23 protein-coding genes are annotated in these 25,271 nt (G+C 68.1%); 7 read left to right on the top strand and 16 right to left on the bottom strand.

All coding sequences use genetic code 11. The annotated features are described in order from the left end of the window. The first annotated feature begins 136 nt into the window (after nt 1-136). Nucleotides 137-1,774, top strand: coding sequence for a DEAD/DEAH box helicase (locus IMZ29_RS19290; RefSeq protein ID WP_216187161.1), 1,638 nt, complete (start codon nt 137-139; stop codon nt 1,772-1,774). A 244-nt stretch (nt 1,775-2,018) separates the two neighbouring features. Next, nucleotides 2,019-2,234, top strand: coding sequence for a hypothetical protein (locus IMZ29_RS19285; RefSeq protein WP_216187159.1), 216 nt, complete (start codon nt 2,019-2,021; stop codon nt 2,232-2,234). A gap of 86 nt (nt 2,235-2,320) precedes the next feature. Here the strand turns inward: IMZ29_RS19285 and IMZ29_RS19280 are convergent, their stop codons facing one another. The 6 genes from IMZ29_RS19280 to IMZ29_RS19255 all read right to left on the bottom strand — a co-directional run bounded on the left by IMZ29_RS19280 (nt 2,321) and on the right by IMZ29_RS19255 (nt 8,213). Next, nucleotides 2,321-3,418 carry an enoyl-CoA hydratase/isomerase family protein gene (locus IMZ29_RS19280; RefSeq protein ID WP_216187157.1) on the bottom strand — a complete coding sequence of 366 codons (1,098 nt, stop codon included), beginning with the start codon at nt 3,416-3,418 and terminating at the stop codon, nt 2,321-2,323. A gap of 130 nt (nt 3,419-3,548) precedes the next feature. Then, nucleotides 3,549-4,439, bottom strand: coding sequence for a 3-hydroxyisobutyrate dehydrogenase (mmsB, locus tag IMZ29_RS19275; protein WP_216187154.1), 891 nt, complete (start codon nt 4,437-4,439; stop codon nt 3,549-3,551). Between the two features lie 16 nt (nt 4,440-4,455). Further along, nucleotides 4,456-5,961 carry a CoA-acylating methylmalonate-semialdehyde dehydrogenase gene (locus tag IMZ29_RS19270; protein WP_216187152.1) on the bottom strand — a complete coding sequence of 502 codons (1,506 nt, stop codon included), beginning with the start codon at nt 5,959-5,961 and terminating at the stop codon, nt 4,456-4,458. A gap of 39 nt (nt 5,962-6,000) precedes the next feature. Beyond that, a complete protein-coding gene (locus tag IMZ29_RS19265) occupies nt 6,001-7,134 on the bottom strand; it encodes an acyl-CoA dehydrogenase family protein (RefSeq protein ID WP_256445202.1) in 1,134 nt (377 codons plus the stop codon). Between the two features lie 213 nt (nt 7,135-7,347). After that, nucleotides 7,348-7,743 (bottom strand): Hsp20/alpha crystallin family protein, encoded by a 396-nt coding sequence (locus IMZ29_RS19260; protein ID WP_216187148.1) that lies wholly within the window; start codon nt 7,741-7,743, stop codon nt 7,348-7,350. Between the two features lie 23 nt (nt 7,744-7,766). Beyond that, on the bottom strand, nt 7,767-8,213 hold the full coding sequence (locus IMZ29_RS19255; RefSeq protein WP_216187146.1) for an Hsp20/alpha crystallin family protein: 447 nt from the start codon (nt 8,211-8,213) through the stop codon (nt 7,767-7,769). Nucleotides 8,214-8,399: 186 nt separating this feature from the next. On the opposite strand from IMZ29_RS19255, the gene IMZ29_RS19250 reads away from it, so the two are divergent. From IMZ29_RS19250 to IMZ29_RS19235, 4 genes are all read left to right on the top strand, one after another. After that, nucleotides 8,400-9,386, top strand: a complete 987-nt coding sequence (locus tag IMZ29_RS19250; RefSeq protein WP_216187144.1) for a DnaJ C-terminal domain-containing protein — start codon at nt 8,400-8,402, stop codon at nt 9,384-9,386. Between the two features lie 3 nt (nt 9,387-9,389). Continuing rightward, nucleotides 9,390-9,680: a chaperone modulator CbpM gene (locus IMZ29_RS19245; RefSeq protein ID WP_216187142.1), complete on the top strand. Its 291-nt coding sequence runs from the start codon at nt 9,390-9,392 to the stop codon at nt 9,678-9,680. A gap of 143 nt (nt 9,681-9,823) precedes the next feature. Next, the gene (locus tag IMZ29_RS19240) at nt 9,824-10,555 is read left to right on the top strand and encodes a glutathione peroxidase (RefSeq protein ID WP_216187140.1); all 732 of its coding nucleotides are present in this window, start codon (nt 9,824-9,826) and stop codon (nt 10,553-10,555) included. Between the two features lie 74 nt (nt 10,556-10,629). Next, nucleotides 10,630-12,054 (top strand): dihydrolipoyl dehydrogenase, encoded by a 1,425-nt coding sequence (locus IMZ29_RS19235; RefSeq protein WP_216187138.1) that lies wholly within the window; start codon nt 10,630-10,632, stop codon nt 12,052-12,054. Nucleotide 12,055: 1 nt separating this feature from the next. Here the strand turns inward: IMZ29_RS19235 and fhuF are convergent, their stop codons facing one another. The 6 genes from fhuF to IMZ29_RS19205 are packed head-to-tail and all read right to left on the bottom strand — an operon-like array spanning nt 12,056 to nt 19,697. Then, nucleotides 12,056-12,802, bottom strand: a complete 747-nt coding sequence (fhuF, locus tag IMZ29_RS19230) for a siderophore-iron reductase FhuF (protein WP_216187136.1) — start codon at nt 12,800-12,802, stop codon at nt 12,056-12,058. Beyond that, a complete protein-coding gene (locus tag IMZ29_RS19225; protein WP_216187134.1) occupies nt 12,799-13,824 on the bottom strand; it encodes an ABC transporter substrate-binding protein in 1,026 nt (341 codons plus the stop codon). Before IMZ29_RS19225 ends, fhuF begins: the two co-directional genes overlap by 4 nt. Then, nucleotides 13,821-15,839, bottom strand: coding sequence for an iron ABC transporter permease (locus IMZ29_RS19220; protein ID WP_216187132.1), 2,019 nt, complete (start codon nt 15,837-15,839; stop codon nt 13,821-13,823). Before IMZ29_RS19220 ends, IMZ29_RS19225 begins: the two co-directional genes overlap by 4 nt. After that, the gene (locus tag IMZ29_RS19215; RefSeq protein ID WP_216187130.1) at nt 15,836-16,771 is read right to left on the bottom strand and encodes an ATP-binding cassette domain-containing protein; all 936 of its coding nucleotides are present in this window, start codon (nt 16,769-16,771) and stop codon (nt 15,836-15,838) included. Before IMZ29_RS19215 ends, IMZ29_RS19220 begins: the two co-directional genes overlap by 4 nt. Next, nucleotides 16,735-17,505 carry an ABC transporter domain-containing protein gene (locus IMZ29_RS19210; protein WP_216187128.1) on the bottom strand — a complete coding sequence of 257 codons (771 nt, stop codon included), beginning with the start codon at nt 17,503-17,505 and terminating at the stop codon, nt 16,735-16,737. Before IMZ29_RS19210 ends, IMZ29_RS19215 begins: the two co-directional genes overlap by 37 nt. Nucleotides 17,506-17,507: 2 nt before the next feature. Continuing rightward, entirely contained in the window at nt 17,508-19,697 is a 2,190-nt protein-coding gene (locus IMZ29_RS19205; protein ID WP_216187126.1) for a TonB-dependent siderophore receptor, read from the bottom strand. A gap of 143 nt (nt 19,698-19,840) precedes the next feature. Between IMZ29_RS19205 and IMZ29_RS23410 the strand changes: the two genes are divergently transcribed. Next, nucleotides 19,841-20,818, top strand: a complete 978-nt coding sequence (locus IMZ29_RS23410; protein ID WP_216187124.1) for a helix-turn-helix transcriptional regulator — start codon at nt 19,841-19,843, stop codon at nt 20,816-20,818. Nucleotides 20,819-20,863: 45 nt separating this feature from the next. Here IMZ29_RS23410 and IMZ29_RS19195 read toward each other — a convergent pair whose 3' ends face one another. The 4 genes from IMZ29_RS19195 to IMZ29_RS19180 all read right to left on the bottom strand — a co-directional run. Next, nucleotides 20,864-21,457: a malonic semialdehyde reductase gene (locus IMZ29_RS19195; RefSeq protein WP_216187122.1), complete on the bottom strand. Its 594-nt coding sequence runs from the start codon at nt 21,455-21,457 to the stop codon at nt 20,864-20,866. 52 nt (nt 21,458-21,509) lie between these two features. After that, entirely contained in the window at nt 21,510-22,481 is a 972-nt protein-coding gene (gene miaA, locus IMZ29_RS19190; RefSeq protein WP_216187120.1) for a tRNA (adenosine(37)-N6)-dimethylallyltransferase MiaA, read from the bottom strand. Then, entirely contained in the window at nt 22,478-24,424 is a 1,947-nt protein-coding gene (gene mutL / locus IMZ29_RS19185) for a DNA mismatch repair endonuclease MutL (RefSeq protein ID WP_216187118.1), read from the bottom strand. Before mutL ends, miaA begins: the two co-directional genes overlap by 4 nt. A gap of 76 nt (nt 24,425-24,500) precedes the next feature. Continuing rightward, the coding region (locus IMZ29_RS19180) for an N-acetylmuramoyl-L-alanine amidase (protein ID WP_253207275.1) at nt 24,501-25,271 on the bottom strand (771 nt) is incomplete at its 5' end.

The raw sequence follows: 25,271 nt of genomic DNA, 5'->3' as shown, positions 1-25,271 counted from the left end.
TGCAGCCCAACCGGCATGCAGGTCGCGTTGCCCCGGCGCATCCAATGGGCACATCCCCCATGACGACCCGGGCGCGCAGGCACCTTCCCGTTCAACGGCGGGATGGGCTCGCCTATCGCATCGAAAGGAAGACCATATGTCGTTCGACACTCTCGGGCTTGCTCCCGCCATCGCCGAAGCCGTCGCCAAGGCTGGCTACACGCAACCCACCCCCGTCCAGGCTCAGGCCATTCCCGCTGCCATCACCGGCGCGGATCTGATGGTCTCGTCCCAGACGGGTAGCGGCAAGACCGCCGCTTTCACGCTGCCGTCGCTGCATCGTCTGGCCGCCGCGGGTGAATCCCCACTGCGCAAGGGCGGTGTGCGCGTGCTCGTGCTCACTCCGACCCGTGAACTCGCCCTGCAGGTGAGCGCCGCGGTCAAGACCTACGGCACCGGCCTGCGCCGCCTGCACGTGGCCACCGTCGTGGGCGGTATGCCCTACGGCGCGCAATTGAAGGCGCTGTCGCGTCCGGTGGACGTTCTCGTGGCCACGCCCGGCCGTCTGCTCGATCACGTCAATGCCCGCCGCGTCATCCTGTCGCAGCTGGAAGTGCTGGTGCTCGACGAAGCCGACCGCATGCTGGACATGGGCTTCATCGAAGACATCGAAGCCATCGTCGCCCAGACGCCGGAATCGCGCCAGACGCTGCTCTTCTCGGCCACGCTCGACGGCAGCATCGCCCGCCTCGCGCAACGCATGATGAAGACGCCGCAGCGCATCGAGATGGCCACGCAGCACGAGCGCCACAGCAACATCACGCAGAGCCTGCTGTACGCGGACGACATGTCGCACAAGAATCGTCTGCTCGATCACCTGCTGCGCGATACCGCGCTCGATCAAGCGATCATCTTCACCTCGACCAAGCGCGCGGCCGATGACCTGGCCTACCGCCTGACCGAAGAGGGCTTCTCGGCTGCCGCGCTGCATGGCGACATGACCCAGCGCCAGCGCAACCGCACGCTCACCCTGGTGCAGCGCGGCCAGGTGCGCATGCTGGTGGCCACCGACGTGGCTGCCCGCGGCATCGACGTGCAAGGCATCAGCCACGTCGTGAACTTCGACCTGCCGATGCAGGCCGAGGATTACGTCCACCGCATCGGCCGTACCGGCCGTGCCGGCCGCTCCGGCCTGGCGTTCACGCTGGCCACGCATGCCGAGCGCCACAAGGTGCGCCGCATCGAGCAGTACACCGGCCAGCCGATCCCGCCGCAAGTCGTGGAGGGCCTCGAGCCGCGCGTCACGCCGCGTCCGTCGTCCGGTGCCCGTCGTCCGGGCAGCGGTAACGGCAACTGGCGTGGCAAGCCGGGCGGTGGCGCACCGCGCCACGGTGCCGGCGGCCCGGGCAAGCGCTTCGGCGACAGCCCGCGTGGCGGTTTTGCCCCGCGTGAAGGCGGCCAGCGCGATTTCGCCCCGCGTGGTGACTTCGCCCCCCGTGACGGTGGCCGTGACTTCGCCCGCCGCGAGTTCACGCCGCGTGATGGCGAGCGCGATGGTGGTCGTCGCGATTTCGCGCCCCGTGGTGACTTCGCCCCGCGTGAAGGTGGCCGTGACGCGCCGCGTCGTGAGTTCGCCCCCCGTGGCGAAGGCCAGCGCGAATGGCGTCCGGCGGGCGACCGCCCGGGCTTTGCCGGCAAGCGCACGGGGGGCTTCGGCGACTCGCGCGGTGATGGCGATTCGCGCGCCAAGCGCCCGACGGGCTTTGCCCGCCCGGCCAGCCGCCGTCCCACCTGACCGCCGTCTGGCGCGCCGGCCATCGGTGCGCTAGCTCCGGGTGCGTTCGAGCCCCCGAAGCCTGACTGCCGTCAAGGGCGCACCACCACCAGGGTGGTGCGCCGACCACACCGGGGTGCGAACCCCGGTGTTGCATTGACCTCCGGCAACCGCCGGCGCCCGGATGGGCTATGCTCTTTTGCCCTCGCACCGCATTGGCTACAATCGCGGCCCCGTCGTCGATAAGCTGTAGGTCAGACGCCATATGTATTCGGACCCCATCCCGCGCGCCACCCTCGTTCAGCAGATGCCCCGTCACGGGGACGAACCCGTCGAGCGCACGGAGGTGCGGGACTACATCCGGAGCCAGAAAGCCGAGGGCCGCCTCGTGGAGCGCCGCGTCTTCGTCGATCCGGCGCGTTCGCGCAAACGGCGCCAGGTTTTTCAGTTCGTCGCCACGAATCTCGAACTGGATTTCTGAGCGGGCCGGCAGCGCTTACCCGCTGCCCGCATGCGCCTCAGATTCGCGCACGGCCGCGCGATGCGGCCTCGGTGCTTTCGCTCACGTCAGCAGGGCGTTCTGCCTAGATCCGCCAGTGGGTGCGCCGCGCCCGGAGAGCCTGCAAAGAAGCTCGCCACCCGCGCCGGTGGCACGGCAGTGACGTCCGCATGCTGCCAGCGCGGCGATTTGTCCTTGTCCACGATCAGCGCGCGCACGCCCTCGATGAGGTCGCCTTCTTCGATGGCGCGCACGACGAGGTCGTACTCCAGACGGAAGCAATCCGCCAGATCCAGCCCTCGGGCTTCGGTCAGCTGACGATGCACGACGTGCAGCGACAGCGGTGAGCGGTGCGCCAGCACCGCGTGGGTCTTGGCTGCCCACTCGGCGTGCGCGCCCGAGGCTTCGCCGAGCGAGTGCATGATGCGGGTCACATCCGGTTGGCCGAAGTGGTGTTGCAGCGGCTCGGCCAGGGCAGCGAGCGGGGCGGCGCCCGCGTCCACCGCCAAGGGGGCGACCGCCGCCCGCAGTCGCGCCCGTGGCGTGGTGTCGGGATCCTGCCAATCGATGCCCTTCAGGGCAGACAGCAGGGCTGCCTGCGCCTCGTCTTCCGAGATGACGACGTCCGCCAAGCCGCAGTACAACGCGTCCGCCGCGTGGATGATCTGTCCCGTCAGCCCCAGATAGAGCGACAGCGGCTCGGCCATGCGCGACAGGAAGTAGGTGCCGCCCACGTCCGGGATCAGGCCGATGCCGGTTTCCGGCATGGCCATGCGGGTGCGCGTGGTGGCCACGCGCAGGGTGGCCGCCTGTGCCAGGCCCATGCCGCCGCCCATCGTGATGCCGTCCATCAACGCGATCACCGGCTTGGCGCTGCGCCACAGGGCGTAATCCAGCCGGTACTCATCGATGAAGAACTGCCGGTAGCCGCGCGAGCCATCATGGTGGCTGTCGTACATCGCGCGAATATCCCCGCCCGCGCAGAAGGCCTTCTCGCCGGCGCCGCGCAGCACGATGGCGTGCACGGCCGGGTCGCGCTCCCACGCAGCCAGCTGCTGGGCAATGGCGACGATCATCTCGTGCGACAAGGCGTTCAGGGCCTGGGGGCGATTCAGCGTAATGATGGCCAAGCCATCCTGGACGGCGAAATCGGTCAACGAACTCATGCGGTCTCCGTGCGCGTTGCGTGTGTCTAGGCGGCAATAGTAGCGGGTGCCGCCAGCCTCATGTGGCGGAGCCGCCAGGCCGTTGCGGCCTGCTCAGACACGGCGGTCGGAAACACGCTGGCGCGCCGCCTCACGCCTCGCCGTTGTACAGCTTGACGATGGCCGAGAAATCCTCGCCCGCGTGACCGGACGCCGTGAACCATTGGTAGAGCTGGTGCGCCGCCGCACCCAGCATGGCGGGCTGGCCGGCCTGCCGAGCCGCCTCTGTCGCGAGGCCCAGGTCCTTGAGCATCAAGGCCGTACCGAAGCCGCCGGTATAGCCGCGAGAGGATGGGACATTCTCCATGACGCCCGGCCATGGGTTGTAGCTGTCCGCGCTCCAGCAGCGGCCCGTGGAGGTGTTGAAGACCCCGGCGAGCGTGGCGGGATCCATGCCCAGGCGCACGCCAAGCGCCATCGCTTCTGCCGTGCCGATCATGGAGATGGCGAGCAGCATGTTGTTGCAGAGCTTGGCGACCTGCCCGTTGCCCGGGCCGCCGCAGTGCGCCACGTTGCGACCCATGTGCATGAGCACGGGGCGCACGCGCTCCAGCGCGTCCGCCTCGGCCCCGACCATGAAGGTGAGGGTGCCCGCCTGGGCCCCGGTGGTGCCGCCCGAGACGGGGGCGTCCACCATGGGATTGCCACGTGCGGCCGCCGCCGCGATCAGCTCGCGTGCCGTCTGCGGATCGATGGTGCTCGAATCGATGAGGGGCACGCCCTGGCCCACGGCGGCGAGCACGCCGTGTTCGCCCGTGTAGACGGCGCGCACGTGGGCCGCCGCCGGCAGCATGGTGACGACTGCCTCGTCTGCCTGGCGGGCAGCGTCGGCAGGCGACTCGGCGGCCACGGCACCGGCCGCGACCAGGGCGGCTACTGCGTCGGCGTTCAGATCGAAGACGATCACTTCGCGCCCCGCCTTGCGCAGGTTGTGCGCCATCGGCGCGCCCATGTTGCCCAGCCCGATGAATGCGATGCTCACGATGCTCTCCTCGCGTCTACTTCAGGCTGATGGTGGTGTTCACGCCTGCGGAGGCGACATCGTCGAACCAGCGCGAGGTGACTGTCTTGGTCTGTGTGTAGAACTGCACGGCCTGCTTGCCGTAGGGCCCCAGGTCGCCCAGCTTGGAGCCGCGTGAGCCCGTGAAGCTGAAGTAGGGCACGGGGACCGGGATCGGGATGTTGATGCCGACCTGGCCCACATCGATCTCGTTCTGGAACTTGCGCGCGGCCGCGCCGCTCTGCGTGAAGAGACCGACGCCATTGCCGAAAGGATTGGCATTGACGATGGCGATCGCTTCGTCCAGATCGCGGGCGGACATGAGCAGCAGCACGGGCCCGAAGATCTCGGTGGTGTAGATCTCCATCTCGGGTTGCACGCCCGAGAAGATCGTCGGGCCGATGAAGTTGCCGTCGGTGTAGCCCGGCACCTGCACGTCACGGCCATCGAGCTCGAGCGTCGCGCCACCGGCGGCACCCGCGGCGATGAGGCCGGTGATGCGCGTGCAGGCTGCACGCGAGATCACGGGGCCCACGTCCGTGCCGGCCTCCACTCCCGCGTTCACCTTCAGTTGCCGCGCACGCGCCACGATCTCGGGAATCCAGTCGCGGGCTTCGCCCACGAGCACGGCCACCGACGTGGCCATGCAGCGCTGGCCGGCCGCGCCGAACGCGGCGCCTGCCAGGGCATCCAGAGAGTGCTCCTTGTGGGCATCGGGCAGCACGACGGCGTGGTTCTTCGCGCCCATCATGCATTGCACCCGCTTGCCGTGACGGCTGGCAAGATCGTGCACGTGCGTGCCCACGGCCGTGGAGCCCACGAAAGACACGGCGCGGATCAGCGGATGCGTGCAGATGGCATCGACCACGTCCTTGCCGCCATGCACCACGTTGAGCACGCCGGAGGGCACGCCCGCCTGCAGGGCGAGCTCGACGAGCGCCATCGTCGTCATGGGATCCTGCTCGGAAGGCTTGAGCACGAAAGTGTTGCCGCAGGCGATCGCCATCGGGAACATCCACAGCGGAATCATCGCCGGGAAGTTGAACGGCGTGATGCCGGCACATACGCCGATCGGCTGCTGGAGCGTGTAGGTATCGACGCCGCCAGCGACGTTCTCGAGGAATTCGCCCATCTGCAAGGTGCCAATGGCGCAGGCGTGCTCGACCACCTCGAGCCCGCGGATGACGTCGCCTTCGGCGTCCGCCAGCGTCTTGCCCTGCTCGTTGGTAAGGAGGCGCGCGATGCGTGGAAGCTCTGCGCGGATCAGCGCCTGCATCTTGAGCATGATGCGCATGCGCGCGGCCACGGGCGTCTTGCGCCAGGTGCGGAAAGCCGTGTCCGCGGCGCGCACCGCCGCATCGACTTCGTCAGCCGTGGCCATCGGCACGCGGGCCAAGACCGCCTGGGTGGCCGGGTTGACCACGTCGCGCCATTGCGTGGTGCGGGATTCGACGAACATGCCGTCAATCAGGAGCTTGACGGTGGGAACGGCCGTGTCGGACATGGAAGCACTCCTCGAGATTCGAAAACGACGCGCGTGGGATCAGGCCAGCGCGCGGGCAATCACCATGCGCTGGATTTCGCTGGTGCCTTCGTAGATCTGCGTGATGCGTGCGTCGCGGTAATGGCGTGCGACGGGATAATCCTCCAGGTAGCCGTAGCCCCCATGGATCTGGATGGCCTGGGAGCACACCCACTCGGCGGTCTCGGAGGCGAAGAGCTTGGCCTGCGAAGCCTCGGACAGGCAGGGCAGACCTTCGGTGCGCAGGCGTGCCGCGTGCAGCACCAGGAGACGTGCGGCATTGAGCCGCGTCGTCATGTCCGCGAGCAGGTTGGCGATGGATTGGTGCTCGCGGATGGGCTTGCCGAACTGCACTCGCTCGCCGGCGTAGGCGACGGCGGCCTCCAGCGCGGCGCGGGCAATGCCCACGGCCTGCGCGGCGATCCCGATGCGTCCGCCTTCGAGGTTGGACAGCGCGATCTTCAGGCCTTCGCCGGGAGCACCCAGCATGTTGGCCGCGGGCACGCGGCAGTTCTCCAGCGTGATGGGGCAGGTGTCCGAGGCGCGGATACCCATCTTCTTTTCCGGTGGCCCCACCTGAAATCCCGGCGTGTCGGTAGGGACGAGAAAGGCAGAGATGCCCTTCTTGCCGGCAGCCGGGTCTGTGACCGCGAAGACGATGGCCACGGCGGCGACCTTGCCGTTGGTGGTGAACTGCTTGGCGCCGTCGAGCACCCAATGCTCGCCGTCGCGCACGGCGCGCGTGCGCAGGTTGTGCGCTTCGGAGCCGGCTTGTGGTTCGGTCAGGCAGAAGGCGCCGATCTTGCGGCCGGCGGCCATGTCGGGCAGCCATGCGGCCTGCTGCTCGGGCGTGCCGAAGCGCAGGATCGGCCCGCAGCCCACCGAGCTGTGCACGGACACGAGCGTGGACGTGGAGGCACAACCCACGGCGATCTCTTCCAGGGCGAGGGCGTAAGCCGTGTAATCCGTGTAGGTGCCGCCCCAGGTATCAGGCACGATCATGCCCAGCAGACCCACCTCGCCCAGGGCCGTCAGCATCTCGCGGGGCAGCGCGCCGTCGCGGTCCCACTGGGCGGCATGCGGGGCCAGCTCCCGCTGCGCGAACTCGCGCGCCGTGTCGCGGATCATCCGCTGTTCGTCGGTCAGGAATTCCAAGCCTGTCTCCTCCAGATGCCGGGATGGGCCGCATGCGTGGGCGACCTTCATCCGGCCATCATAGAGTCGGCTTGGGCAGAAGAAAAGCCGCTCCGCTTGCGCGGAACGGCTTAGAGAGAACGGGTGCAGGTACGTGAGGAGCGTGTGCCGCGACCAGGCCGATGAGCCCGCTCGCGGCAGGTGGCTGGCTCCTCCCGATGGCCTCGCAAGAGATTACGCCGACGTGCTCACCTCGATGCGCCGCGGCTTGGCCGCCTCCTGGCGCGGGATGGTGAGCCGCAGCGTGCCATGGCGCAGGTTCGCCGTGATGCGGCTTGCGTCCAGCTCCCGGCTCAGTGTGAAGCTGCGGCGAAAAGTGGGCGAGCGCACGTCGGCGTGGATGGCCTGCATGCCGGCGCTCTCCTGCAAGGCCACGGTGCCTTCGATGGTGAGCGTGTCGCCATCGATGCCGAGATTGAGAGACTCGCGGGACACGCCCGGCAGGTCGGCGGCGAGCTCGATGCCGGCTTCGGTTTCCCAGATGTCGACGGCCGGTGATACCGCGGGCGTCTCGGCGGCCCGCGTGTCGGCAGCGGCAGTGTCAGGCTTTTGGACGATGTCGTTGGTCATGGTCGTTCTCCTCGTGTCGGGTTTCACTGCACGTCGATGCGACGCGGCTTGGACGATTCGAGTTTGCGGATGGTGATGCGCAGCACGCCGTCATCGGCCTTGGCCGTCACCTGGGCCGGGTCGGCGTCGTCGGGCAGGGCGATCACGCGCTTGAACTTGCCGGCGAATCGTTCGCGGGCGTACACCGCACTCACCCCGTCCTGGGGCACGCCCGCGGCTCGCTCGCCGCTGATGCTGAGCAGCCCCTTGTCGATGCTCACGTCGAGCGAGGCGGGATCCACACCCGGCACGAAGGCGTAGACTTCAATGGCGTCCGGGGTGGTGCCCATGTTGATGGCCGGAAACGTGTCGCGACCGCCGCCCCGGATGCTGGCCGCCCCGCGCAGGCCCAGCGCGTGCTCCATCTGACGTTGCAGGGTGTCGAATTGGGCGAGCAGATCGCCCGGCATGCGAAGCATGGATGCGTACATGGCAGAACTCCTCTAGCGTGGGTGACACGGCGGCTGCGACGCACGCGCCGCCTGTGGCGAAGGCGTTGAAACCGCCCTCTTGACCCCACATATGGGAAGCAGTGACGGGATTTCAAGCGTCATTCGTCGTTCGATCGTGCAGGCCGGGTGAGGCCTGTGCGGGCGTCTTTCAGGAGGCGTTCTCACGTGGATTACAAGGACTACTATCAGCTGCTTGGCGTGGCGCGCGATGCCCCGGCAGAGGACATCAAGAAGGCGTATCGCCGGCTCGCGCGCAAGTACCATCCGGACGTCAGCAAGGAGCCGGATGCCGAGGCACGCTTCAAGGACGTGGCCGAGGCCTACGAGGCCTTGTCGGATCCGGACAAGCGCGCCGCCTACGACGCGCTCGGCAGCAATTGGCGGGCGGGGCAGGATTTCCGTCCGCCGCCCGGATGGGACGGGCAATCCGGTCCGGGGCCAGGGGGCTTCGGCCAGCAGCGTCCCTTCACGGCCGACGAAGCCGCGCAATTCAGCGACTTCTTCGAGTCGCTCTTCGGCGGTCGGTCCGGGAGTTTTGCGGGCGGTGGTCCCGGCTTCGGAGCAGGGCAGGGCTTTGGCGGCTCCTCCGCCCAGGGCGAGGACCAGCACGCGCGCATCGTCATCGATCTGGAGGACGCCTTTGCGGGCGCCACGCGCGAGATCAGCCTGCGCGTGCCCGTGCCTCAGCCCGATGGCCGGGTGCGCCTGCAGGAACGCGTGTTGAGCGTGCGCATTCCCCCTGGCATTCGGGAAGGGCAGCAGATTCGGCTGGCGGGCCAGGGTCTGCCGGGCATCTCCGGCCCACCAGGAGATCTGTATCTGGAAGTGGCGTTCCGGCCACATTCGCGGTATCACGTGGAGGGCCGGGATCTCACCGTGACATTGCCCGTTGCCCCTTGGGAGGCGGCCCTGGGCGCGAGTGTGGAGGTGCCCACGCCAGCCGGACCGGTATCGCTCACGGTGCCGGCGAACTCGGCCGACGGACGCAAGCTTCGTCTGCGTGGCCGTGGCCTGCCGGGTAATCCGGCAGGCGATCTCTACGTGGCACTGAAGGTGGTCTGGCCGCCAGCCGACACGCCGTCGGCAAAGGCTTTCTATCAGGACATGGCCAAGGCGTTTGCGTTCGATCCGCGCGCCACTCAGGGGAGCTGAACCATGCGCGAACACGACAGTGTGAGTATCGTGGGCGAGACGGAATGGGTGTCGCTCGCCGACGCCTGCCGAGTGTGCCGGGTGCGTGAGGCTTGGGTGCTCGAATTCGTCGCCGAAGGCGTGGCCGAGCCCCGCGCCCCGGCCGACTCCCGCCATTGGCAATTCGACGCCGCAGCCCTGCGACGGTTGCGCGTGGCGGCCCGCCTGCGTCGGGACCTGGGGGTCAATCCTGCCGGTGCTGCACTCGCGCTCGAGCTCATGGATGAGCTCGAGCGGATGGGCTGGCGGCGATAGGTGTCATCCGTCTTGATAGTTATAGGGTATCGGTCGAATTAGAACAATAGATTTGATTCATATTTCCAAAAGCGCCATACTGCAGTCTCTCGCAGCGGTATCCCCCCTGCGCGACCTCACACCAGACACAAGGAGTTTGATTCATGGCACTGCCCAACCACGAAGGCAAGAAGGTTCCGAGCGTGACGTTCCCCGTGCGCGTCGGCAACGAGTGGAAGTCTGTGTCCACGGACGACCTCTTCAAGAACAAGACTGTCGTCGTGTTTTCGCTGCCTGGCGCGTTCACGCCGACCTGCTCGTCCACCCACCTGCCGCGCTACAACGAGCTCGCCCCCACGTTCAAGGCCAGCGGCGTGGATGACATCCTGTGCGTGTCGGTCAACGACACTTTCGTGATGAACGAGTGGGCCAAGGATCAGGAATGTGCCAACATTACCCTGGTGCCGGACGGCAACGGTGCATTCACGGAAGGCATGGGCCTCCTGGTGGACAAGAGCGCCATCGGCTTTGGCAAGCGCAGCTGGCGCTATTCCATGCTCGTGCGTGATGGCGTCGTCGAAAAGATGTTCATCGAGCCGGAAAAGGAAGGCGACCCCTTCGAAGTGTCCGACGCCGACACGATGCTCAACTACCTGAATCCCGAGGCCAAGAAGCCCGAGCAGGTCGTGGTCTTCACCAAGCCCGGCTGCCCCTTCTGCAGCGAAGCCAAGGATCTGCTCAAGTCCAAGGGCTACGAGTACATCGAGATCCCGCTGGATCACCGCAACCGCGGCAAGGTGCTGGGCGCCGTGAGCGGCAAGATGACGGCTCCCCAGATCTTCGTCAACGGCAAGCTCGTGGGCGGCCTGGACGAGCTGAAGGCGTCCTCGCTGTAATCCCCCGGTAGTCCGGCCAGCGTCCGTCGCACGTGACGGACGCTGCCACCCCCCGTTTGTTGGAAATCCAGAGAATGAAGACACTGCACACTGACGTCGCCATCATCGGCACCGGCACCGCCGGCATGAATGCCTACCGCGCGGCCAAGGCTGCGGGCAAGCGCGCCCTGGTGATCGAGAGCGGCGTCTACGGCACCACCTGCGCCCGTGTGGGCTGCATGCCCTCCAAGCTGTTGATCGCCGCGGGCGAAGCCGCGCACGCCATTGGTGAAGCGCCTGGCTTCGGCGTCTATGTGGACGGCCCAACGCGCATCGAAGGCAAGGAAGTGATGCACCGCGTGCGTACCGAGCGTGACCGGTTCGTGGGCTTCATCCTGGATGCGGTAGAAAGCTACCCGGAAGAGGACAAGCTGCGTGGATTCGCGCGCTTCGTGTCCGACACGGTATTGGAAGTGGACGATCACACCCGCGTCGAAGCCAAGGCGGTCGTCATCGCCACGGGGTCCGCACCGGTGATCATCGACAAGTTCAAGGCGGCTGGCGACCGGCTCATCGTCAACGACGACGTCTTCGATTGGCAGGATCTGCCGCGCCGCGTGGTGGTGTTCGGCCCCGGCGTCATCGGCATCGAACTCGGCCAGGCGCTCTCGCGTCTGGGCGTGGAAGTGCGCGTCTTCGGTCTGGGCAGCTTGCTCAGCGGCCTCACGGATCCGCCGGTGCGCGACAGCGCCCTGAAGATTTTCCAGTCCGAGTTCTATCTGGACACGGACGCCAAGGTGCACGACATCCGTCGCGTGGGCGATGAAGTCGAAGTGACCTTCGAGGATCTGGAAGGCCAGACCCGCACCGAACGCTTCGATTACCTGCTCGCTGCCACGGGCCGCAAGCCCAACGTGGGCGGCCTCGGGTTGGAGAACACCAGCGCCAAGCTCGACGAGCGTGGCGTGCCCGAGTTCGACCGCACGACGATGCAGATCGGGAAGACCCCGATCTTCATCGCGGGCGACGCGAACAACACGGTGCCGCTGCTGCACGAAGCGTCTGACGAAGGCCGTATCGCTGGCCAGAACGCGGCGAACTTCCCGAAGGTGGAGCCGGGTCTTCGGCGCGCGCCGATTGCCGTCGTCTTCTGCGATCCGCAGGTGATGGTGGTGGGCGCGGGCTACAGCAAGCTCGAGGAAGGCAGCTTCGTCACCGGCGAAGTGGACTTTGGCGACCAGGGCCGCAGCCGCGTGATGCGCAAGAATCGTGGCCTGCTGCACGTGTACGCGGACAAGCGCACGGGGCGCTTCCTGGGTGCCGAGATGATCGGCCCGACGGCCGAACACATGGCGCACCTGCTTGCGTGGTCACTGCAGCAGAACCTCACCGTGGCGCAGATGCTCGACATGCCGTTCTATCACCCCGTGGTGGAAGAAGGCCTGCGTACGGCACTGCGCGGGGCGCAGGCAGCGCTGGACGCCGCACGCCCGGCCGACGCTGCCCAGGCTGCGGCCTGACTCAAGGCGCCAGCTTGTCCTGATCCGCGGTGTGGAGAGGACAGTTGGCGCACATGGCGGTATCGGGGATCTGATACCGCAGGCAGCAGATCCGACGCCGCCGCCAGCGATGCACGCGCCCCTGGGCATCCCGGCGTTCGACATAGGTGACGGGCCGGTGCCAGGGATTCGTACTGCCATTGGGCCGCTGTGGTTCGTCCACGAGGGCGTGTGCCTCCTGTGCCGAGGCTTCGGACAAGTGACTGCTCAGCGTGCTGATGGTCCATTCGGCATAGTTGGCTGCGTTACTCCAGAACACGCGCGGCGAGAGCCTGGCGTAAGCCGCCAAAGCCTCGATGAGCGGGCTGAGGTGAGCATCGAGCAGTGGCGCGACGCGCGTTGCAAGCGCACTGTCGGCCACAGCGGGCTGAGGCAGACCATGGTGTCGGAACGCATGCGGCCGGCCATGCACGTCCAGGATCAGCGACAGGTCTTCGAGCCTCAGCGCCAACGGTTGCTTGGTGAGGAGCAGTGTGGCCGTGACGGGCGGCATCAATCGCGAGAAGTAGTGTCTCGACCATTCCGATACCAGCGGCCGCCGAAGCGTGGAACTGTGCCCTGGCGCGAAGCGTTCGAGCAGCGTGCCCAGGGTGTCTGGGTTCAGTAACGCCGGCAGCGGCATGGCGACGTCCGTCGCTTGCGCGGGCTGCAGGGCGTCGGCGTGGCTGGCGAGCGGGCCGGCGAACAGGGCGTCGAGGGTGAGCGTCATGGCGTCCTGCTCGTCACGGGCGGAAGGCGCTCGATGGCCTCGCGGATCTGTCCGGCCAGGCGGCCCGCGGAGACGGGGCCGCCGAAGCTCCAATACGGCGTGTCCAGGAAAGTGAAGCGGCCAGAGCGCGCCACGGGCAGGTCCTTCCACAGGGGCGTATCGAAGAACGGACTGGCCTGCTGGCCACCGATGAAGAGCACGCAGACATCCGGGTGGGCGGCGAGGGCCCGCCACGGCAGACGGCGATGCAGGGCGGTGGCCGAGGTCAGCGGCCAGGGTTGTAAGAGATCGAGGCGGCGCATCACGCTTTCGATCAACGTCTGCTGGTTGGACACGATGAAGCTGCCCTCACGCGTGAGCGGAAAGAGAACAGCGACAGGTCGACGCGCATAGCCGTGCTCGCGCACCCGCCGGCGCGACTCGGCCAGCGCACGCGCGCAGGCGGTGCTGACTTCGTGTGCCTGCACCTGCCGGCCGGTGAACGCCGCCAGGGCATGCAACATGGCGGTGGCCCGGGAGACAGCGTCCTCGCCGTCGGGACGCAGATTGGCGTCGAGGATGACGGTGGGGGCGATGCTTGCCAGACGTGCAAAGAGACTGCGATGCAGCATGTCCACGCCGACGATCAGGTCCGGCCGGCTGCGCACGAGGGTGTCCAGATCCGGCTGCTGAGGGCTGCCCAGCGAGCGCGCGGTGGCCAGATGCTGGGCCGCGATGCCGACGTATTGTCGGTAACGTGTCAGATTCGCGACGGCGATCGGCGCCAGTCCCAGGCTGACGGCGAGTTCGGTGGAGAAATCGTCCAGCGTGGCCAGATGGGCCGCCGCGGTCTCGCCTGCCTTCGCGCTGACCAGGCTGATGCCCGCTGGTGTTGTCGAGGTGCTGGCGTTGCCAATGCCATGCTGCGCCACAGTCGACGGCGCAGCGCGCGCGCCGGCACTCCGCACGCCTGAAGCCAGGGCAAGGCCTGCGGCCATGCCTGCCGCAAGCCAGCGGCGGCGATCCGGCGAGACCCGTGTCATGAGGAACTTCCCCCCGGACGCAGCCAGGTACGGGCCAGGAGCAGCAGGAAGGCCGGCGTGCCGACAGCCGCCGTGGCGATGCCCAGCGGGATGTCGAGCGGCGCGAAAAGCGCGCGCGCCAGCACGTCCGCGGCGAGCAGCAGCAGGGCGCCGAGCAGCGGGGCGGCCACCAGGCGGTGTGCCGTCCGATGAAAGCCGAGCAGGCGCACGCCATGAGGAACCAGCAGACCGATGAAGGCGACGGGCCCGACCGTCGCGACGGCCGCTGCCGTGAGCATCGCCGCCAGCGTGATCAGCGCCATGCGGTGCCGGAGCACGGGCAGGCCGAGACTTCTGGCGGTATCTGTGCCGAGCCGTAGCACGTCGAGGGAACGCGCTGCGAGTGCGGCGAGGCAGGCTCCCGCGAACAGCCAGGGCAGCAGTAGCGCCACATCGCGCCACGTGCGCCCATAGCTGCTGCCGACCAGCCAGATCAGGCCTTGCGCCACGTTGCCGCTGTATTGCGCGAGCAGCAGGCTGCCCAGCGCCATCGCCAGGCCTGCCAGCGCGAAGCCCGTGATCGTCAGGCGCATCGGCTCAAGGCCGTGGCGCAGGTTCAGGCCGATGGCCAGTGCCAGGGCCAGCCCGGCGCCGCTCCAGGCGATGCCGACACGCCACGTGTCGCCCAGGTGAGGCGCGAGCGTGAGCGTGGCAAGGACGGCCAGCCCCGCGAACTGGTTGACACCGAGGATCTCGGGGCCGGCGAGTGGATTGCGAGTGACATCCTGCAGGATGACGCCGGCCAGTGCCAGCAACGCCCCCGCGCCCAGGTCCGCGCTCCAGCGTGGCAAGCGCAAGTCCGCGAGTGCCACCGCCATGGCATCCCCCGCGAGCCAGGCATGCCATCCCCCGAGCGGCGTATCATGCGCGGATCCAACACTGAAGGTTCCTACAAAAACCAGGCCGCAGATCAGGCCAAGGCTGAGCAGAACGAATGCAGGCAGGGGCAGCCTTGGCCGCCGGGCGTGGGCACGGACGGCCGAGGGGGCATGCGCGACAGTCCCGCCGCGCAGGTGCAACAGCGCGAGCAGTGTGAGCGCGCCCAGGATGGCGGAGAGCACGCCGAAGGGCATGGTCAGCCATGGGGCGAGCGCCATGCCGATGGTATCTGCCAACAGGGTGGCAGCGCCGCCCCACAACAGGCTCAGTCCCAGCAGGGGAAGGGGGCGATGGATGCCATAGGCGATCCGCAGCAGATTGGGCACGAGCAGGCCGACGAAGCCGAGGGGTCCCGCCAGATGAATGGCCAGCGCGGCGAGCACGCTGGCGAGCAGGAGCGTGATGGTGCGCAGCCGTGCCGTGGCCACGCCCAGCGAGCGCATCACCGCGTCCTCCAGCAAGGTGGTGGCCAAGGGGCGCGCCAGCAAGCCGATGACGAGCGCGGCGACCGGAAGCACCCACAAGGCCGGCCGCAGTCCGTCCCAGCCGACTTGCTGCAAGCTGCCCGTGTTCCAGAGCGAGATCACCATGGCGGCCTGATCGTTCAGGCTCAGAAGCAGGGTGAGGATCGCGCTGAGCGCCTGACCGATTGCCACGCCCGCCAGGATCAGGCGCAGCGGGGTCGTCCTGCTTCCACCGGCCAGGGCGAACGTGGCGAACGCTGCGAGCACACCGCCCAGGAACACCGACGGCAGACCATAGGCCACGGGCAGCACCAGCGATGCCATCAGGCCGAGCTGGGCGCCGGCCGTGACGCCGAGCAGATCGGGCGACACCAGCGGATTGCGCGCGATGGCCTGCATCAGCGCCCCGGCCACGCCCAGGCAGCTGCCCACCACGAGTCCGGCCACCACGCGAGGGCCGATGAGCCAGTTGTGCAGCGTGGTGGAGAGCGCCGCAGAGACAGCGGCTGTCTCACGCAGCTGCAGGGTGATGTGCAGGGCGATGCTTACGGTCAGCAGCAACGCCCCGGTGATGCCGGCACGCAGGATAGTGCCTTGCGCCCGCGTCGCGCCGCCTGCCAAAGCCGCGCTCACGATGGGGGCTCCACGGACAGCGGCCGACGACAGGCCGCTTCGCGCTGCTCGCCGGTCAGCAACGTCAGGCGGCCTTCGTGCATGTGCCACAGATGATCTGCGTGATGAAAGTAGGCATTGTCGTGGCTGATGATGATGAGCGTCTTGCCCTCGGCTTTGAGCGCGGGCAGGAGCACGTCGTAGAAGTGCTGCCGAAAGTGTGGATCCTGATCGGCAGCCCATTCATCCAGGAGCAGGATGTCCCGCTCTTCCAGCACGGCCTGCAGCAGCGCCAGCCGCTTGCGCTGGCCTTGCGAGAATCGCGTATCGAGCAGCCGGTTGCCCGCCACCGGGACTTTGCCACGCAGTTGCAGGTGGCTGAGCCACGTGTCGCGCAGGGTCGCATCTGCCGTGGCTCCCCCGGGGCCGATCAGGTCCTGGAAGACATGGAAATCCGTGAAGACGGCGGCGCAGCGCTGGCGCAGGTGTGCGCGATCGGCCGGGGCGAGCACTTGGCCGTCGATGGCGATCGTGCCGCTTGTCTGCCACGCCAATCCGGTCAGCAACTGCGCGAGCGTGGACTTTCCGCTGCCGTTGGCGCCAATCACGAAGAGGGTATCCCCGCGCCGCACGGACAGATTCAGCGGGCCGACGGTGAACGGCGCGGCAGCACCGGTGCCAGGATAGGTGTAGGCCACGTCCGTCAGGCGCAACTCGTGCCACGGCGCGGGGGCGGGCACGGGGAAGCCCGGGTCGGCGGCGGCCAGATGCAGGCTGTCGATGTGGCGCAGGGCGACGCGCGCGGCGAGCATCGTCGGCACCGCCGAGACGGCGGCCACCAGCGGTGCGCGCAGAAAGAGAATGGCCAGCGCGTAGGTGGCGGCGACCGCGGTGGATGCCAAGCCCAGGTGGCTGGTCAGGTGAAAGACGATCCCGATGGTGCCCAGCACCATGACGTTCGCCCATTGACTGGCGAGTGCGTGATAGCGGTCGCGCGGGTGACGTGGTGGCGATAGGCGTCGGCGGCCGCTGTCACGTCGGTGCCGAAGACGCGAGCGGCGCGGTGGCGATTCAAGGTCAACGCCTTGGCCCCCTGGATCAATGTCTGATATTGCGTCTGCATCGCATCTTCGGCCTGGCGTAGATGCCGCAGCGATCGATGCATGCGCGCCACCAACGGCCAGCCAAGTGCCACCGTCGTGGCCAGCCAGGCCAGCGTCGCCGCCAGCAGCGGTAGGGAAAGCCAGCCCAGGTAGCCGAATGCTGCGCTGGTCAGCGCGATGCCAAAGAGCAGTTCCGGCAGCTGCACGAAGGCCAGAGTGATCTGGCGAACGTCGTTCGAAAGCACGGCGAGAATGCGCGCGGCGCCGATCTGCGCCACGCGCTCCGGTTCTGTGTCCATCCAGCGCTTGACGAGCGTCATGCGCAGATCGAACACCATGCGATGCCCGAGTGCGGTGAGCCCGAGTTGCGCGCCGGCCGCGCTCACCAGCAAGAGCCCGAGCAGACCGAATAGACCCGCCAGCGCGCTCTCGCCGGCTGCCGCGGGGTTGAGCAGGCGCTGATTGATGTAGGCGATGACTGCCACGCCGACGCCCGCACCGACTGCCGAGAGCAGCGTGACCGCGGCCAGCCTGCCCCGGTAGGCCCGCAGGATGGAAGTGAATGCACCGCCTTGCGCCGACATGCTCACCAACGATAGCGCAGGCTGGCGACAGCGGTGCGCTCCGTGCCCCAATAGCAGCCGGTGGCGCCCAGGCAGTTGGCCACGTAGGTCTTGTCAAAGAGATTGCTGACATTCAGAGCCAGCTGCATGCCGCGCAGGCGTGCACTGGCCTGGCCGAGATCGTAGCGGATGCCAGCGTCGACGAGGGTGACCGGGCGCAGCGCATGCGTGTTGTTCAGATCGCCGAAGAAGCTGCCGCGATAGCGCACGCCGGCGCCCAGTCCCAACCCGGCGAGCGGGCCGCTACGCACCGTGTAGTCGGCCCATACCGAGGCCTGGTGCCGCGGCACGAAGGCCATGCGGTTGCCCACCTGGCCCACGGTGTCGGCCGCATTGGTGCGCGTGATCTCGCTGTCGGTCAGCGCATAGGAGAAGCTCACGTCCAGGCTGTCGTTCACGCTGGCCTTGCCTTCGAGCTCCAGGCCACGCGCCCGGACCTGCCCGGTCTGCACGCTGAATCGCGTGTTCTGCGGATCGGGCGCGCTGACGTTGTCCTGCGTGATCTGGAAGGCGGCGAGTGTGAGCAGGGCGCGACTGCCCTCGGGTTGCACCTTGATGCCGGCCTCGACCTGTTTGCCGGTGGTCGGCCGCAGCGCCGCCCCCGTGCGCGTGCTGCCGGGCACGGGTTGGAACGAGGTGGCGTAGTTCACGTAGGGCGCCACGCCGCTGTCGAACACATAGCTTGCGCCGGTACGGAAGGTCGTGCGATTGATGTCGCCATTGGCATCGGTGGTCGTGCCGGCCGCCTGCCGCGAATGGGTGTCCAGCCTGACGCGGTCGTGCCGGGCAGACAGCACCACATGCAGGCGATCCCATTCGATCTGGTCCTGCACGTAGGCGCCCAGTTGCGAACGGCGTTGATCGATGTTCAGGCCGTCAGGCGGGGTGGCGATATCGAAGTCGCCGTATTGCGGCGCGTACGGATCGAAGAGCGCGTAGCCACCGCTGGCATTGGTGAGGATGTTCAGCTGGCTTTCCGTGAAATGGGCCGTCTCGCGCAGGTAGTCCACGCCGGCAAGCACGCGGTGACGCAGCGGGCCCGTCGTCAACGCCGTGTGGAACTGGTTGTCGATCTGGAAAGCACGCGCGGACTCGGGGAACGCCCAGGCGTACCGTACAGCCTGAGTGGGGCTGGCCATGAGGCCGATCTGCACGCGGCGTGAATCGGTGTCGACGTCGCTGATGCGGGCCGTCTGGCGAAAGCCGGTGTGTTCGCTGAAGCGATGCTCCAGGGTGTAGCCCACGAATGTCTGGGTGTTCGTGAAACGGTCGTAATCCGGGTCACCCACATAGCGGCTGCGGGCAATCGTGCCCGCGCTCGTGGGCTGCAGCGTGCCGAGCACGGGCAGGGCAGGCGCGCCGCCGCCGCCATCGGATACGATGCGCTGGTACTGCGCTGTCCCTTCGAGCCGCGTGCGCGGCGAGAGCTGGAATGCCAGCGCGGCTTGCAGAAAGGCCTTGTCATCGTCGACGTGGTCGTACGGCGTGTCGCTCCTGCGGCCCACGCCGGTCACGCGATAGCTGACAGTGCCTGCCTCATTGGCCTGGCCACCCAGGTCGAATCCGAGCTGACGGCGGGCGTGGCTGCCCAGTTGCAGTTCGATCTCGCGCACACGTTCGCCGTTGGCGCGCTTGCTGGTCATGTCGATCAATCCGCCCGGCGCACTCTGGCCGTACAGGCCGGAGGCCGGACCTTTCAGGACGTCGATGCGCTCCAGTCCGTAGGTCTCGATGCGAGGCTGGGCATAGCCGCGCGCGCCGAAGGGCAGCACCAGACCGTCCAGGTACCGGGCGGGCGTGAACCCGCGAATGGTCAGCCAGTCATGGCGCACGTCGGTATCGCCATACTGCGCGATGACGCCCGGTGTGTAGCGCAGTGCCTGGGCGACGGAGGTCGAGCCCTGGCGTTCCATTTCTGCGCGAGTCACCACGTTGACAGTCTGGGCGGTCTCCAGCAGATCTGCCTGGCTCTTGAGCGCAGCGGACGCCCGTGTGGCGACATACGCATCCCCGCGCGATGCATCCAGCGGATGGGGAGCGTCCCGCACCACGATCGGCGCGAGCTGTGCGGGCGTGGCGGGTTGCGCCTGCGCAGCCATGCCGGCACCGGCTGCTATTGCGCCGGCAAGAACAGTGAGACGGAAAGCGTGCATGGAGGGCTGTTGCATGGCAGAACGTTAAAAATATAATGAGAATTATTAGCGATCGTGTTGATTATCCGCAGGATCGTTGTCCTGCACTGGCGAAATCCTGGCCGCGATTGACGAAATCGCAGCCAAAATCAGAGGGGCGTGTCGTGTCTGCGCATCTACCGGTAGCCGGCCTCTACCAAGTGCCGCCCAAGCCGCACGAGTGGTGGCGCGAAACGCTGCCCACTGTCCCGGACACACCCGCCTGGGAAGACAGCATCACGTTGCTGGAGCGGGTGGAGGATGGCGTCAGTCTGGTCGTGCTGCGCGGCAGGCCCAGCCAGACGCTGGCGTTGCCGGCACCGGGCACCGCCGTCTTTGGCATCCAGATCTGGCTGGCTGGCGAGCCGACGCTCGCCTTCGAGCGGGGCGCCGTGTGCCGGCCACCCCCGGGCTCGCTCGTGCTGTTCCAGCAACCGGATTCGTTGGGAAGCGTCGTGCGCCTGCCGGCGGGCGCTGCCATGCATCTGGTCGATGTCCGCTTCTCACGCACAGCACTGGCGCGCAGCACGACGTTTGCGCTGACCGACGCCTTGCTCGCGTTGAAGGATGCACAGTTCAGCGTGCCTGAACGCGGCGGGTTCCTGGTGTCCTGCCCGGCAGGCGAGGGCTTGCTGCGCATGGCAGGTGCGCTGGACGCGCCACCGGTGGCACACCCCGCGGCCCAGCGGGTGTGGCGGCGCAGCCAGGTGCACGATCTGCTCGCTCGCGTCATCGATCTGCTGGCAAGTCGTCAACCGAATGCTGTTCCGGCTCCCGTTTCGACGCGTCAGCGTGGCGGCACTGGCCGTGCCCTGGCGCTGCTGGCGCAGCGCTACATGGAGCCGTGGTCGGCGGCGACGCTCGCCCGTGCGGCTGGCGTGTCGGAGAAGGACTTGCGGCGCGGGATCCGCCTGGCCACCGGCACGACGATTCACAGCCACGTCCGTGAATTGCGCCTGCAGGCGGGGGCGCGGCAATTGGCCGAGGGCATCCCCGTGACGCAGGTGGCGCTGGACGTGGGCTATGCCAGCCTGAGCCACTTCAGCAAGGCGTTTCGCGCCCGCTTCGGCGTGATGCCGCGCGTCTGGCGGCGCGGGCCGTGACAGGATGCCAAGCGCGCCTGGCGAGACCAGGCGCTGCCACGACGCTCAGCGTTCGACGCGGCAGGCGTCCTCGAACGCCAGGCGCGGCAGACGGGCGAAGACCTTGTCGTGATCGCCGTGGCCCAGGGCGCAAATGAAGTTCACCTTGTCCTGCCCGTTAGGGAAGAACTCGGCTTCGACCTTGGCCGGATCGAACCCGGACATCGGTGCGCAATCCAGACCCACCGCGCGCGCGGCCAGCATGAAGTATGCAGCTTGCAGGGTGCCATTGCGGAACGCCGTGGCCTGCGCAGCGGCCTCGCTGCCGGTGAACCACTCGCGGGCACCCGGGTTGTGCGGAAAGAGCTCGGGGATGCGATCGTAGAACTTGCTGTCGTTGGCAAAGATCGCCACCACCGGCGCGGTGCGCGTCTTGTCCTGGTTGCCTTCGCTCATCGCCGGCAACAGGCGCGCGATGGCCTCGGGCGTGGTGAGAAAAACAACGCGCATGGGGCTGCAGTTGGCGCTGGTCGGGCCGAACTTGGCGAGGTCGTAGGCCTGGCGCAGTTCGTCCTCGGTGACCGGGACGTCCTTCCAGCCATTGTGCGAGCGTGCGTCGCGAAACAGCGTGTTCAAAGCATCGTCGTGTAGCAGGGCCATGGTGTACTCGAAGAGACGAGGGTAGGGCGGCAGTGCCGCGGGAAATGTCGGGTCAATCCAGGTAGCGGGTGAGGTGCTCGACCGCCTGCAGGGCCACGTCCGGCGCGAGGCAGTCGAACGCGGCGCGTTGCGGCCGGGCCCGCAGCCACGTGAGCTGGCGCTTGGCGAGCTGGCGCGTGGCGGCGATGGCCTGCTCGCGCGCGGATGCGCGGCTGCATTCGCCGGCTAGATGCGCCCAGAACTGACGGTAGCCCACACAGCGGATCGAGGGCAAGCCGGCGTGCAGGTCGGCGCGCTCGCGCAAGCGGGCCACCTCCTCGACGAGGCCCGCAGCCAACATGGCATCGAAGCGCTGCGCGATGCGCGCGTGCAGGGCCGCTCGATCCGACGGCTCCAGACTCACTTCGACGAAGTCGAGGTGCGCCACGTCCTGTGGCGCCGTCGTGTCCTCGGCGAGGAGCGTTGACATCGGCCGGCCCGCGAGCTGACAGATTTCCAGGGCGCGCTGGATGCGTTGGCTGTCGTTGGGGGCAAGGCGGGCGGCCGTGACCGGATCCAGGCGCGCAAGCGCCGCATGCAGCGCGGGCCAGCCCTCGGCCCGACCCCGCGCCTCGAGCGCTTCGCGCAACGCCGGATCGGCATCCGGCAGCGAGGCCAGGCCTTCCCGTAGGGCCTTGAAGTACAGCATGGTGCCGCCCGCGAGCACAGGCAGACGCCCGCGCGCCTGGATGTCCGCGATGGCGGCCAGGGCGTCGCTGCGAAAGCGCGCCGCCGAATACGATTCGGCCGGATCCACGATGTCGAGCAGGTGCTGGGGCACTCGCGCGCGCTCGGCGGCGTCGGGCTTGGCAGTGCCGATGTCCATGCCGCGATAGATCGTGGCGGAATCGACGTTGACGATCTCCACCGGCCAGCGCTCGGCGATGGCCAGGGCCGTGGCGCTCTTGCCGGCAGCCGTCGGACCCATGAGGCAGATGACCGGCGCGCGCCCCGGCGCGTTGGCAGGCGGCAGGGACGGGGTCATTGGCCGCGCAGAAAGAGTCGGTCCAGCTCGGCGAGCGGCAGCTGCACCCACGTGGGACGACCATGGTTGCACTGGTCTGCGTTCTCGGTGGATTCCATCTGGCGCAGCAAGGCATTCATCTCCGCCAGCGTGAGCCGGCGGTTGGCCCGCACGGAGCCATGGCAGGCCATGGTCGATAGCAGGGTGTTTCGGGCCTGCTCCAACACACGGGACACGCCGGCTTCGGCGAGATCGGCCAGGATGTCGCGGGCTAGCGATTCGACGTCGGCCTGCGCCAGCACGGCGGGCACGGCCCGCACGGCCAAGGCGGCAGGGCCCGCGCCGTGGATCTCGAAGCCCAGCGCGGCCAGGGCATCGATGTGCTCTTCCACCAGGGCCACGTCGCGCTCGTGCGCCGCGAACACCACGGGCACCAGCAACTGCTGGCGCGGAATCTCGCGTGCATCGAGCGCCGTCTTCAACTGCTCGTACACGACCCGCTCGTGAGCCGCATGCATGTCGACCAGCACCAGGCCGCGGGCGTTCTGCGCCAGCACGTAGATGCCATGCAATTGCGCGAGTGCCATGCCAAGCGGCAGATTGTCGCCTGTCGCAGGGAGGGGGGACGGCGCCCGCGAATCCGCGCTCTGCGCGAAGGCCGCGGCGAACGGTTGCGGTGCGTCGTCCAGCGTGACGGGCGCGGTGTCGGGCAGCGGACGGTAGGCGGCAAGCCGGGTGGCGAGCGGGGTGACCGGCTCACGCAGGGCGAACGGCATCTGCACCCCGGCGCGCCAAGCCGGGCGAGCGTCACCGCTTCCGGACGTGGGCCCGGGTGCCACGGCAAAGACATCGCGGGCAACCGGCGCGAACCGGCTGTCCGGTGCGCCCGTCGGGGCATCGGCCAGGGAAGGCGCGGCATCCTGGCCGCTGGGCAGGATCTCGCCCGTCTCGCGATCGATGCTGCCCCCGGCGGGCACGGCGATCACTTCGCGCGCGGCCTGGCCGACGAAGCGGTGCACCGCGCCACTGTCGCGAAACCGCACCTCGTGCTTGGCCGGATGGACGTTCACGTCCACGGCGGTCGGGTCGATGTCAAGAAACAGCACATAGGCCGGCTGGCGATCGCCGTGCAGGACGTCCGCATAGGCATTGCGCAAGGCGTGGCCCACGGTGCGGTCGCGCACGAAGCGGCCATTGACGTAAAGATACTGGCGGTCGGCCCGTGCGCGGGATGCTGTGGGCCTGCAGATCACGCCGCGCACGGCGATGGCGCCCGCGGCCGACTCGACGAGCAGTCCCTCCTGCACGAATGCCTCGCCCAGCACCCCGCCAATGCGCTGCGACATGCTGCCCGGCAGCCACTGTCGTTGCAGACGATCGTGGTGATAGAGCCGGAAGGCGATGTGCGGGAAGGCAAGCGCCAGCCGCTCGAAAGCGTCCAGGCAATGGCCGAACTCCGTGGATTCGGACTTCAGGAACTTGCGCCGGGCAGGCACGAGATCAAAGAGCTGTCGCACGTCGACCGTGGTGCCGAGCGGGCCAGAGGCCGGCGTGATCTCGCCCACGCGCCCTTGACGGCTCTCGATCTGCCAGGCGTGCTCGGACCGTGCAGCACGCGAGATGATGCTCACCTGCGCCACGGAGGCGACTGACGCGAGCGCTTCGCCGCGAAATCCCATGGACGCCACGGATTCGAGCTGCGCGAGCGAAGCGATCTTGCTGGTGGCGTGGCGCGCCAGCGCGAGCGGGAGTTGTTCGGGTGCAATGCCGCTGCCGTCGTCGGTGACGGCGATTCGGCGGATGCCGCCGCCTTCGAGCCGCACCTCGATGACGGAGGCGCCCGCATCGAGGGCATTCTCCATCAACTCCTTGAGGACGGAAGCGGGGCGGTCGATGACTTCGCCGGCGGCGATCTGGCTGATCAGGAGATCAGGCAGCGGCGCAATGGGGCGCGGATCCTGCATCGGAAGAGAAAGGGCCGGGCAAAACCGCATTATAGGATGCGGTCCTGCCCGGCCCCAGGCCGGTGACGGGCGGGCGTCAGCGGCTGGCGATGTTGACGATGGCCGGATTGGCGTCCAGGTAGCCTTCGATGCCGCTGTGGATGGCCGCTGCCATCTGCTGCTGGTAGGCCGGGGTGCGCAGGCGGCGTTCTTCCGTCGGGTTGCTGATGAAGGCGGTTTCCACCAGGATCGAGGGAATGTCCGGTGAGCGCAGCACGGCGAAGCCCGCCTGCTCCACGCGCGGCTTGTGCAGCCGGTTGATGCGACCCAGGTGGGTGAGCACAGCCGTGCCGAGCTTGATCGAGTCGCTGATCTGCGCCGTGGTGGACAGATCCAGCAGCACCTTGGCGATCAGGGCATCCTGCGAGCCGAGATTGACCCCACCTACCAGATCGGCGGCGTTTTCCTTCTGGGCGAGCAGGCGCGCGCTCGTGCTCGAGGCGCCGCGCTCGGAGAGCGCGTACACCGAGGAGCCATTGGCCGCCGCGCGGGTGAAGGCGTCGGCATGGATCGACACGAAGAGATCGGCCTGCGCCTGCCGGGCCTTGAGCACCCGCGTGTTGAGCGGCACGAAGAAGTCGCGGTCGCGGGTCATGATGGCGCGCACGCCGGCCACGCGATCGAGACGCTCCTTGAGCATCTTGCCGATGGCCAGGACCACGTCTTTCTCGTAGAGCCCGGTGGGGCCCACGGCGCCCGGATCCTCGCCGCCATGACCCGGATCGATCATGATGGTGAGCTGGCGCCGACGGCCCGTCTGCCCGCGCGGGGCGGGGGTAGTGGCCGGCGGCGGGGGCGGGGCGCGTGG

The sequence above is a fragment of the Verticiella alkaliphila genome, assembly GCF_018904615.1.
Lineage (GTDB): Bacteria > Pseudomonadota > Gammaproteobacteria > Burkholderiales > Burkholderiaceae_B > Verticiella > Verticiella alkaliphila.
Note: the sequence above shows the minus strand (reverse complement) of the source record. Positions and strands in the feature narration are given on the sequence as shown.